General features: G+C 75.2%; 9 protein-coding genes. 2 read left to right on the plus strand and 7 right to left on the minus strand.

The features are described 5' to 3' along the window. Positions 1-34: 34 nt before the first annotated feature. The 3 genes from EF903_RS21715 to EF903_RS21725 all read right to left on the minus strand — a co-directional run bounded on the left by EF903_RS21715 (position 35) and on the right by EF903_RS21725 (position 1,875). The gene (locus tag EF903_RS21715) at positions 35-865 is read right to left on the minus strand and encodes an ABC transporter ATP-binding protein (RefSeq protein WP_399421384.1); all 831 of its coding nucleotides are present in this window, start codon (positions 863-865) and stop codon (positions 35-37) included. A 57-nt stretch (positions 866-922) separates the two neighbouring features. Further along, entirely contained in the window at positions 923-1,462 is a 540-nt protein-coding gene (locus tag EF903_RS21720) for a hypothetical protein (protein WP_125545665.1), read from the minus strand. 110 nt (positions 1,463-1,572) lie between these two features. Next, positions 1,573-1,875, minus strand: a complete 303-nt coding sequence (locus tag EF903_RS21725) for a peptidase (RefSeq protein WP_125545667.1) — start codon at positions 1,873-1,875, stop codon at positions 1,573-1,575. A 107-nt stretch (positions 1,876-1,982) separates the two neighbouring features. On the opposite strand from EF903_RS21725, the gene EF903_RS21730 reads away from it, so the two are divergent. After that, positions 1,983-4,190 (plus strand): protein kinase domain-containing protein, encoded by a 2,208-nt coding sequence (locus tag EF903_RS21730; RefSeq protein WP_260615746.1) that lies wholly within the window; start codon positions 1,983-1,985, stop codon positions 4,188-4,190. Between the two features lie 154 nt (positions 4,191-4,344). On the opposite strand, the gene ilvD is transcribed toward EF903_RS21730, so the two are convergent. The 4 genes from ilvD to EF903_RS21750 form a co-directional block, all read right to left on the minus strand. Then, on the minus strand, positions 4,345-6,198 hold the full coding sequence (ilvD, locus tag EF903_RS21735) for a dihydroxy-acid dehydratase (RefSeq protein WP_125545669.1): 1,854 nt from the start codon (positions 6,196-6,198) through the stop codon (positions 4,345-4,347). 125 nt (positions 6,199-6,323) lie between these two features. Beyond that, entirely contained in the window at positions 6,324-6,968 is a 645-nt protein-coding gene (locus tag EF903_RS21740; protein ID WP_125545671.1) for a TetR family transcriptional regulator, read from the minus strand. After that, positions 6,965-7,783 (minus strand): sugar phosphate isomerase/epimerase, encoded by an 819-nt coding sequence (locus tag EF903_RS21745; RefSeq protein WP_125545673.1) that lies wholly within the window; start codon positions 7,781-7,783, stop codon positions 6,965-6,967. Before EF903_RS21745 ends, EF903_RS21740 begins: the two co-directional genes overlap by 4 nt. A gap of 89 nt (positions 7,784-7,872) precedes the next feature. After that, positions 7,873-8,802, minus strand: coding sequence for a Ppx/GppA phosphatase family protein (locus tag EF903_RS21750; RefSeq protein ID WP_125545675.1), 930 nt, complete (start codon positions 8,800-8,802; stop codon positions 7,873-7,875). A gap of 64 nt (positions 8,803-8,866) precedes the next feature. Between EF903_RS21750 and EF903_RS21755 the strand changes: the two genes are divergently transcribed. After that, positions 8,867-9,727 (plus strand): hypothetical protein, encoded by an 861-nt coding sequence (locus tag EF903_RS21755; RefSeq protein ID WP_125545677.1) that lies wholly within the window; start codon positions 8,867-8,869, stop codon positions 9,725-9,727. Positions 9,728-9,791 lie beyond the last annotated feature (64 nt).

A 9,791-nucleotide genomic window follows, 5' to 3' on the forward strand; every position in this document is an offset into this window, starting at 1 on the left:
GTAGGGCCCATCGACTAGGCTCCGGCGGGGGTGGTCATCGCGGTTGCTCCAGGGCGGCTGCGGGGGCGGCGGCTTCGTCGACGAGGCGGAGGAAGGCGGCTTCGACGGTGTCGGCGGCGGTGCGGGTGCGCAGGGCGTCGGGGGTGTCCTGGGCGAGGATGCGGCCGTCGCGCATCAGGAGGAGGTCGTGGCAGCGCTCGGCTTCGTCCATGACGTGGGAGGAGACGAGGATCGTGGCGCCGCGGGCGGTGGTGAGGTCGTGGAAGAGGTGCCACAGGTCGCGGCGCAGGACGGGGTCGAGGCCGACGGTGGGTTCGTCGAGGACGAGCAGGTCGGGGGCGCCGAGGAGGGCGACGGCGAGGGAGACGCGGCTGCGCTGCCCGCCGGACAGGTCGCCGGCGAGGGCGCCGGCCCGGGAGGCCAGGTCGACGTCGGCGAGGGCGCGGGTGACGGCGGTGCGGCGGCGCTCGGCTGCGGCGCGGCCGGGGTCGAGGACGGCGGCGAAGTAGTCGAGGTTCTGCCGGACGGTCAGGTCGTCGTACACGGACGGGGCCTGCGTGACGTAGCCGATGCGGGAGCGGAGCCCCGGGTCGCCGGCGGGGCGGCCGAGGACGTCGAGGGTGCCGGTGACGTGGGCCTGGGTGCCGGCGATCGCGCGCAGGAGGGTGGACTTGCCGCAGCCGGAGGGGCCGAGGAGGCCGGTGATGCGGCCGCGGGGGACGTCGAAGGAGATCCCGTCGAGGACGGTGCGGGGGGTGCGGCCGGGGCCGCGGCGCACGGTGAGGCCGCGGGCGCGGACGGCAGGCGCGGCCGCGGGCGAGGGGGCGGGGTCCGGGGCCGGACCGGCCCCCCGATTATTCATCATGCGATGAATATTGCTCCTGGGGGTGCACGCCCGTCAACGGCCCGGTCGTGGGCGGCGCTACGTGTGTCGCTTGGGGCGGCGCGCGGCCGGGTTGCCCGTACGGGAGCTGCGGCGGCGCTCGTAATCGGCGACGGCGCGCTCGTACTCGGCGCGGCGCAGGCCCTCGCCGGGCGCTTCGGCGAAGCAGCGCAGGAAGTACGCGATGAGGGAGCCGATGAAACCGATGGTCTTCAGGCCCTTGAGCGCGGCCTCGTCGGAGGACGGCGCGGGCCGGCGGCCGAAGGACTCCCAGGTCTTGACGAAGGCGATGGCGCTGCAGACCGCGAAGAGGACGACGACGGAGACGTTCAGGAACGAGCCGACGCCGCCGATCTCCAGGCCCTCGTAGGAGAGGCGGAGCAGGACGGCCGCGGCGGCGGCCGTGACGATCGACCCGGCGCCCGCGGCGACCCGGCGCAGGGCGTACCCGCCGTCGTGGTGGAGCCAGGTGGTGCCGAAGAAGCGGATCGGCTCCGGCTCGGGGCCTCCGGCGGGCGCCGCCGCCGGGGCCTTCGCGGCCGGGTCGGCGGGGGTCTTCTCGGGCTGGTCGTCGCTCACAGCGGCGATTATCCCCCGGCGGCGCGGCCGGGCCGCGGCGTCTCACGCCGCGGACGGGTGGCCGGCGGCGCCCCCGGGCGTGTCGTCCCCCGGGGCCGCCGGCCGGCCGGTCAGCCGCAGACGCCGGCGACGTAGCCGTCGCTGCCGGTCTTCACGTACGTGTCGGAGACGAACTCGCCGTTCCCGATGCAGTCCCAGATGTCCGACGTGCCGTACGGGCCCGTCACGGTCGTTCCGCTGCACTGGCAGCGGATGCCGACCCACGCGCCGTACGGCAGGACGCGGACGATGGAGTGGTTGGTGCCCGGCCCGCTGCGGACGTTCACCCGGTAGCCCGGCGCGACCGGAAAGGTCGGGAAGCCGGAGCCGGACGACAGGCTCTGGACTTGGCCGGAATCGTTCTCGACGGACATGCGTGATCTCCCCCCGGAAATGCTGCGGTGCGCAACTCGCGCAGGGTAGCAGGACCTTGTGGCGCCGTAGGGCCCATCGACTAGGCTCCGGCGGGGGTGGTGGAGCGGTGCAGTCGCGGCGTGCGGACTGGGTGGGCTTTCCGGAGTACGCCGGGCAGTACCGGCTCGAAGCGGTGCTCGGCTCCGGGGGGATGGGCGTCGTCCATCTCGCCACGTCCGGGTCGGGGCTGAAACTCGCCGTCAAGATCGTGCATCCGCAGCATGCGGTCGACCCCGAGTTCCGGGCGCGTTTCCGCCAGGAGGTCGCCGCCGCACGGCGGGTGAGCGGGGCCTTCACGGCGCCCGTCGTGGACGCCGACCCGGACGCCGAACGGCCCTGGATGGCCACCCTGTTCATCGACGCGCCGACGCTCGCCGAGCGGGTCCGCGAGCGGGTCCTGGACACCGCCGAGCTGACGCGGCTCGCGGCCGGGCTCGCGGAGGCGCTGCGGGACATCCACCGGGCGGGCGTCGTCCACCGCGACCTCAAGCCTGCGAACGTGCTGATGGCGCCCGACGGGGTCCGGGTCATCGACTTCGGGATCTCCCGGCCCGCGGACAGCCAGCTGCGCACGGAGACCGGCAAGCTGATCGGGACGCCGCCCTACATGGCGCCCGAGCAGTTCCAGCGGCCCCGCGAGGTCGGCCCGGCCGCGGACGTCTTCGCCCTGGGGGCGGTGCTGGTGCACGCGGCGACCGGGCGCGGGCCGTTCGACTCCGACAGCCACTACCTGGTCGCGTACCAGGTGGTGCACGGCGAGCCCGACCTGAGCGGGCTGCCGGAGCGGCTCGCGCCGGTCGTGGCGCGGTGCCTGGCGAAGGACCCGGCGGACCGGCCCACCGCCGGGGAGCTGATCGCGGAGGTGCGGGCGGTCGCGTACCCGACCGGTGAGGACACGCAGGCGTTCATCCCGCAGCCGCGTCCCCGCCCGGCCGCGGAGGCGGTGGGGCGGGCCGGCGCCGAGGACGCCACGCACGTACGGAACCGCGCGCCGGAACCGGGCGCGGACCCGGGCGCGGACCGGGGCGCGGAGGGCCCGGGTGGCGCCGGCCGGCCGGGGCGGCCAGCCCGGCGCCGGCCGCGGCGGCGCGGTGCCGTCGCGGCCGCGGTGCTGGCGGCGTCCGCCCTGGCGGCGGGCGGCGTGTACGCGGCCCGCTCGGACGGCGGCGAGTCCCCGGCCGCCCGCACCGCCGGCCGGAGCGCACCCTCGCAGCAGTCGCCGGCCCCCTGGGCCGTCACCCCGGGCGGACCGGCGCAGGGCGGTGCGGGCGCCGCGTGCGCGGCGGACGGAACCGCCCTGTACTGCGCGGGCGCGGGCCTGGCCGCGGTCCGGCTCGACCCGGCGGACGGGACGGCCGTGTGGAGCGTGCCGGCCGCCGGCCGGAGCGCACCCGGGACCGCGCAGGAGGCCCCCCTGTTCGCGGGCGGGCTCGTCCTCACCGCGGCGCCGGGCGCCGGCCTGCTCCAGGCGCGGGACCCGGGCACGGGTGCGGAGCGGTGGCGGCACCCGCTGCCCGGCGGAGCCCGGGCGGTCGCGGCCGGCGGGCACGTCCTCGCCGTGGCGGCGTCGGGGGCGGCGACCGCACTGGACCCGGCGACCGGCGCGGTCCGCTGGACCGGGCAGGTCGGCGGCACCGGCACCCAGTGGTGGGCCGGTGTGCAGGAGTCGGCAGGGCCCGCCCTGTACGCGGCCGTGCCCGACGGCGACGGCTCCGCGACCCGGGTGACCGCGGTGGACCCGGCGACCGGCGCGGTGCGCTGGCAGCTGCGCACGGCCGGGCTGCTCCAGCCGGTCGGGGCGGCGCGGGGCGGGCTGTTCCTGCTGGACAGCAGCCTGGAGGGGAGGACGGAGGCGGTCGTCCGGATCGACCTCGCCACCCGGGCCGTCAAGCGGGTGCGCCCCGGCACCCCGCTCTACCAGACGCAGGCGTCGGTCGGCGCGGACGGCGTCGTGTACGCCTTCGGCGCCTCGGGCGGGCTCGCGGCGATCGGCCCGGCGAAGGAGCAGTGGCGGCTGGAGACGGGCCTGGCGGTGGCGTCCCGGCCGGTCTTCGCGGACGGCCGCGTCTTCCTGTCCGCGCCGGACGGCCGCCTGCTGGCGGTGGACGCGGCCGCGGGCCGCCCGCTCGGCCAGACGAAGCCCCGCATGGCGGCCGCCCCGAACACCTTCACGGCAGCCCTGCCACCCCCGGTCACGGCGGCAGGCCGCGTCTACGCCTCGGCCCCGGACGGCACGGTCTTCGCGGCGGACCCGGCGAACCCGGCCGCCTGGTAGCGGCCCGGCGGGCCCGGGCGTGCGCGGGGTCGTCTCTTTCGGATCCGCGGGCTCGGGGGGGACCTCCCAGCGGAGCCCGGCGAGCATGATCCGGAAGAGACGGCCCGGCCCCGGCCGCCGCCGGTGCGGTGGCCGGGGCCGGGCCGTGCCTGCGTCAGCCCGTCAGCTTCGAGACGTCGCGGACCGCGCCCTTGTCGGCGCTCGTCGCCATCGCCGCGTAGGCGCGGAGGGCCGCCGAGACCTTGCGTTCGCGGTTCTTCGGGGCGTAGACGCCGCCGAGGGCCTCGCGGCGGGCCTCCAGCACGGCCTCGTCGACGAGGAGGTCGATCGAGCGGTTCGGGATGTCGATGCGGATGCGGTCGCCGTCCTCGACGAGGGCGATCGTGCCGCCCGAGGCGGCCTCCGGGGAGGCGTGGCCGATGGACAGGCCGGAGGTGCCGCCGGAGAAGCGGCCGTCGGTGATCAGGGCGCAGGCCTTGCCGAGGCCGCGGCCCTTGAGGAAGGAGGTCGGGTAGAGCATCTCCTGCATGCCGGGTCCGCCCTTGGGGCCCTCGTAGCGGATGACGACGACGTCGCCCTCCTTGACCTGCTTGGAGAGGATCTTCTCGACGGCCTCGTCCTGGGATTCGCAGACGACGGCCGGGCCCTCGAAGGTCCAGATCGACTCGTCGACGCCGGCGGTCTTCACGACGCAGCCGTCGACGGCGATGTTGCCCTTGAGGACGGCGAGACCGCCGTCCTTGCTGTACGCGTGCTGCACGGAGCGGATGCAGCCGTTCTCGGCGTCGAGGTCGAGGGACTCCCAGCGTTCGGACTGGGAGAAGGCCGTCGCGGAGCGCTTGCATCCGGGGGCGGCGTGCCACAGCTCCATCGCCTCCTCGGAGGCGGTGCCGGAGCGGGCGTCCCAGGTGGCGAGCCAGTCCTCCAGGCCCCGGGAGTGGACGGTGGTGACGTCCTTGTTGAGGAGGCCGCCGCGGTGCAGTTCGCCGAGGATGGCGGGGATGCCGCCGGCCCGGTGGACGTCCTCCATGTAGTAGGTGCCGCCGGGGGCGACGTTCGGGGCGACCTTGGCCAGGCAGGGGACGCGCCGGGAGACGGCGTCGATGTCCTTCAGGTCGTAGTCGAGGCCGGCCTCCTGGGCGGCGGCCAGGAGGTGCAGGATCGTGTTGGTCGAGCCGCCCATGGCGATGTCGAGGGCCATGGCGTTCTCGAAGGCCTCGCGGGTGGCGATGTTGCGGGGCAGGACGGACTCGTCGCCGTCCTCGTAGTACCGCTTCGTGATCTCGACGACGGTGCGGCCGGCCTGCTCGTAGAGGGCGCGGCGGGCGGTGTGGGTGGCGAGGACGGAGCCGTTGCCGGGGAGGGCGAGGCCGATGGCCTCGGCGAGGCAGTTCATCGAGTTGGCGGTGAACATGCCGGAACACGAGCCGCAGGTGGGGCAGGCGTTCTCCTCGATGCGCAGGACGTCCTCGTCGGAGACGTTCTCGTTGACCGCGTCGACGATGGCGTTGATCAGGTCGAGCTTGCGGACGGTGCCGTCGACGAGGGTGGCCTGGCCTGCCTCCATGGGGCCGCCGGAGACGAAGACGACCGGGATGTTCAGGCGCATCGCGGCCATCAGCATGCCGGGGGTGATCTTGTCGCAGTTGGAGATGCAGATCAGGGCGTCGGCGCAGTGCGCCTCGACCATGTACTCGACGGAGTCGGCGATCAGGTCGCGCGAGGGCAGCGAGTAGAGCATGCCGCCGTGGCCCATGGCGATGCCGTCGTCGACGGCGATGGTGTTGAACTCGCGGGGGACGGCTCCGGCCGCGCGGATGGCGTCGGAGACGATCCGGCCGACCGGGGCGAGGTGGGTGTGGCCGGGGACGAACTCTGTGAAGGAGTTGGCGACCGCGACGATCGGCTTCCCGATGTCCTCGCTCGCTACGCCCGACGCTCGCATGAGGGCGCGGGCGCCCGCCATGTTGCGGCCGTGGGTGACAGTGCGGGACCTCAGCTCGGGCATCGGGTTCACTCCCCATGAGTGCGGGGGCGCCGGGGCGCCGCCGCGACTGCGGATATGGCTCGGTTACGAGGCTACGCCCCCGGACCGGGATGCGGACAGCCGGTCCGGATGCCGGGACGGCAGGGTCAGTCCTCGGTCAGGTACCGCTGCAGGGTGGGCGCGACGAGGGCGACGATCGCCTCCGGGTCGGCGGACGCGAGGGGCTCTACCTGGACCACGTACCGCAGGACGGCGATGCCGACCATGTGCGAGGCGGCGAGTTCGGCGCGGAAGGTGGGGTCGGGGACGTCGAGGTCGGCGGCGACCCGCTCCAGGACGCGCCGCAGCACCAGGGTGCGCAGGACCTTCGCCGCGGCCTCGTGGGTGAGGGCGGATCGGATCACGGCCAGGAGCGGGGCCCGGGTGGCGGGGTTCTCCCAGATGCCGAGGAAGTAGCGGGCAAGGCGCTCGCCGATGCCGTCGGGTCCCTCGCCGACGACGGCGGGGACGACGAGCGCCGGCTCCATGGTCAGCTCGACGGCCGCGGCGAAGAGGTCGTCCTTGCTGCCGAAGTAGTGGTGGACGAGGGCCGGGTCGACGCCGGCGGCCTTGGCGATCCCGCGTACGGACGTCTTGTCGTAGCCGCGCGCGGCGAACTCGGAGCGGGCGGCGAGGCGGATCCGCTCCTGCGTGCCGGGGCCCTCGGCGGCCTCGTCCTGCCGGGGGCGGCCGGGGCCGCGGCGGCGAGGCGGCTGCGCCCGCCCGCCCGGTTCGGGTGCGGGCCCGGTCACGGGCGGCGCGCCGGGGAGGTGGCGAGGTGGAGCCGCGTGAAGGCGAGGGCTTCGGCGAGGTCGGCCTCGCGCTCGGCTGAGGACATGGCCCTGCGGGTGTTGACCTCGATGACGACGTGCCCGTCGAAGGAGTTGGCGGCGAGCCGCTCCAGCAGCTCGGCGCAGGGCTGGGTGCCGCGGCCGGGGACGAGGTGCTCGTCCTTCGCGGAGCCGTTCCCGTCGGCGAGGTGGACGTGCGCCAGGCGGTCGCCCATCCGGTCGACCATCGCGGTGGCGTCGGTGCGGGCGGTCGCGGTGTGCGACAGGTCGACGGTGAAGTGCCGGTAGTTGTCCTTGGTGACGTCCCACTCGGGCGCGTAGGCGAGCATCTCGCGGTCGCGGTAGCGCCAGGGGTACATGTTCTCGACGGCGAACCGGACGTCGGTCTCGTCGGCCATCCGCCAGATGCCGGTGACGAAGTCCCGGGCGTACTGGCGCTGCCAGCGGAACGGGGGGTGGACGACGACGGTGCTCGCGCCGAGCCGCTCGGCCGCGGCCTGCGCCCGCCGGAGCCGGATCCACGGGTCGGTCGACCAGACGCGCTGGGTGATCAGCAGGCAGGGCGCGTGGACGGCGAGGATCGGCACGCCGTGCCGGTCGGAGAGGCGGCGCAGCGCGTCGATGTCCTGGCTGACCGGGTCCGTCCAGACCATGACCTCCACGCCGTCGTAGCCGAGGCGCGCGGCGATCTCGAAGGCGGTCGCCGTCGACTCCGGGTAGACGGAGGCGGTGGAGAGGGCGACTTTCGCGGTCGGGACTCGGACGGGTTCTGCCACGGGGACAGGGTACGGGCCCCGCACGGCCGGGGGCAGACCGGCCGCCGCGGCCGGCCGGGGCGGCCGGGAAGGCCGGGGCGGCCGCGGCATCAGGTGGGCAGGTGGTCCAGGCGGCGCAGGATGACGCCCTCGCGCAGCGCCCACGGGCAGATCTCCAGCTCGTCGATGCCGAAGAGGTCCATGGCGCCCTCGGCGACCAGCGCCCCGGCCAGCAGCTGGGCGGCGCGGCCCTCGGAGACACCGGGCAGGGTGGAGCGCTGCTCGGCGGTCATCCCGGAGAGCTTGGGCACCCACTCCTCCAGCGCCTTGCGCGAGAGTTCGCGCTGCGTGTAGACGCCGTCCCCGGAGCGGGCGGCGCCGGCGATGCGGGCCAGCTGCTTGAACGTCTTGGAGGTGGCCACGACGTGGTCGGGGGTCCCGAAGCGGCTGAACTCGCCGACGACGCGGGCGATCTGGGCCCGTGCGTGCCGCCGCAGGGCGCGGATGTCGGCCGGCTCCGGCGGGTCTCCCGGCAGCCAGGCCGAGGTGAGGCGGCCCGCGCCGAGCGGGAGGGAGACGGCCGCGTCCGGGTCCTCGTCGATGCCGTACGCGATCTCCAGGGAGCCGCCGCCGATGTCGAGGACGAGCAGCCGGCCCGCCGACCAGCCGAACCAGCGGCGGACGGCCAGGAAGGTGAGCCGGGCCTCGTCCTCGCCGCTGAGGACGGGCAGGTCGACACCGGTCTCGGCCTTGACCCGGGCCAGCACCTCGTCGGCGTTGGTGGCTTCGCGCACGGCGCTGGTCGCGAAGGGCAGGACGTCCTCGCAGCCCTTGTCCTCGGCGGCCTGCACCGCTGCGGCGATGGCCGAGACGAGGAGCTCGATGCCGTCGGGGGTGACCGCCCCGTGCGCGTCGAGCAGCTGGGCGAGCCGCAGCTCGACCTTGTGCGAGTGCGCCGGCTGCGGGCGCGCGCCGGGGTGCGCGTCCACCACCAGCAGGTGGATCGTGTTCGACCCCACATCCAGGACACCGAGTCTCATACGGGGAAACGCTACTGTGCGGCAGGAGCCGGGGGCGGCCGAAGAGCGGCATAGGCTTGGTTGCGTGCCACACACCAAGAAGGCCGACAAGCCCCGGAACGGCAAGAGCGGCAAGAGCGGCAAGAAGGCCGAGGCGGTCGGACCCGCTGCGGCCCCGGGCGACGAGACCGGCCTGGACTTCCCCCGGGCCTGGGTGGAGTTCCCGGACCCGGCGGACGACGAGCAGGTCTTCCGCTGCGACCTGACGTGGCTGACCTCGCGCTGGACGTGCATCTTCGGCAGCGGCTGCCAGGGTATCCAGGCCGGCCGGGCCTCGGACGGCTGCTGCACGCTGGGCGCGCACTTCTCGGACGAGGACGACGAGAAGCGGGTCGCGGAGCACGTGTCCCGGCTCTCACCGGAGCTGTGGCAGTTCCACGACGTGGGCACCGGCACCGGGTGGGTGCAGAAGGACGAGGACGGGGAGCGGCAGACCCGCCGGTGGGAGGGGGCCTGCATCTTCCTCAACCGGCCGGGGTTCCCCGCGGGCGCGGGGTGCTCGCTGCACATCCTGGCGCTGCGGGAGGGGCGCGAGCCGCTGGAGACGAAGCCGGACGTGTGCTGGCAGCTGCCGATCCGGCGCACATACGAGTGGATCGACCGGCCGGACGACACGCGGGTGCTGCAGGTCTCGATCGGCGAGTACGACCGGCGGGGCTGGGGGCCGGGCGGGCACGACCTGCACTGGTGGTGCACGTCGGCGACGTCGGCGCACGGTGCCGGGCAGCCGGTGTACGTGTCGTACCGGGCGGAGCTGGTCGAGCTCATGGGCGCGGAGGCGTACGCGGAGCTGGTGCGGCTGTGCGAGGCGCGGCTGGCGTCGCTGCTGCCGATGGCGCCGCATCCGGCCGATCCCGCGGACCCGCAGGGCCCGGCGGCAAGGTAGCGCGGGCGGCCGGCCCGGATGCCGGGCCGGCCGCCCGGGGCGCCGGGGCGGTCAGCTCTGCGGC

This window comes from Streptomyces sp. WAC05292, from assembly GCF_003949955.1.
In the GTDB taxonomy this organism is placed as follows: domain Bacteria; phylum Actinomycetota; class Actinomycetes; order Streptomycetales; family Streptomycetaceae; genus Streptomyces; species Streptomyces globosus.

Excerpts from the sequence above, each read along its gene's own strand:
- EF903_RS21715 (WP_399421384.1), bottom strand. The coding sequence starts at position 865 with ATGATGAATAATCGGGGGGCCGGTCCGGCCCCGGACCCCGCCCCCTCG.
- EF903_RS21750 (WP_125545675.1), bottom strand. The coding sequence starts at position 8,802 with ATGAGACTCGGTGTCCTGGATGTGGGGTCGAACACGATCCACCTGCTG.
- EF903_RS21725 (WP_125545667.1), bottom strand. The coding sequence starts at position 1,875 with ATGTCCGTCGAGAACGATTCCGGCCAAGTCCAGAGCCTGTCGTCCGGC.
- ilvD (WP_125545669.1), bottom strand. The coding sequence starts at position 6,198 with ATGCCCGAGCTGAGGTCCCGCACTGTCACCCACGGCCGCAACATGGCG.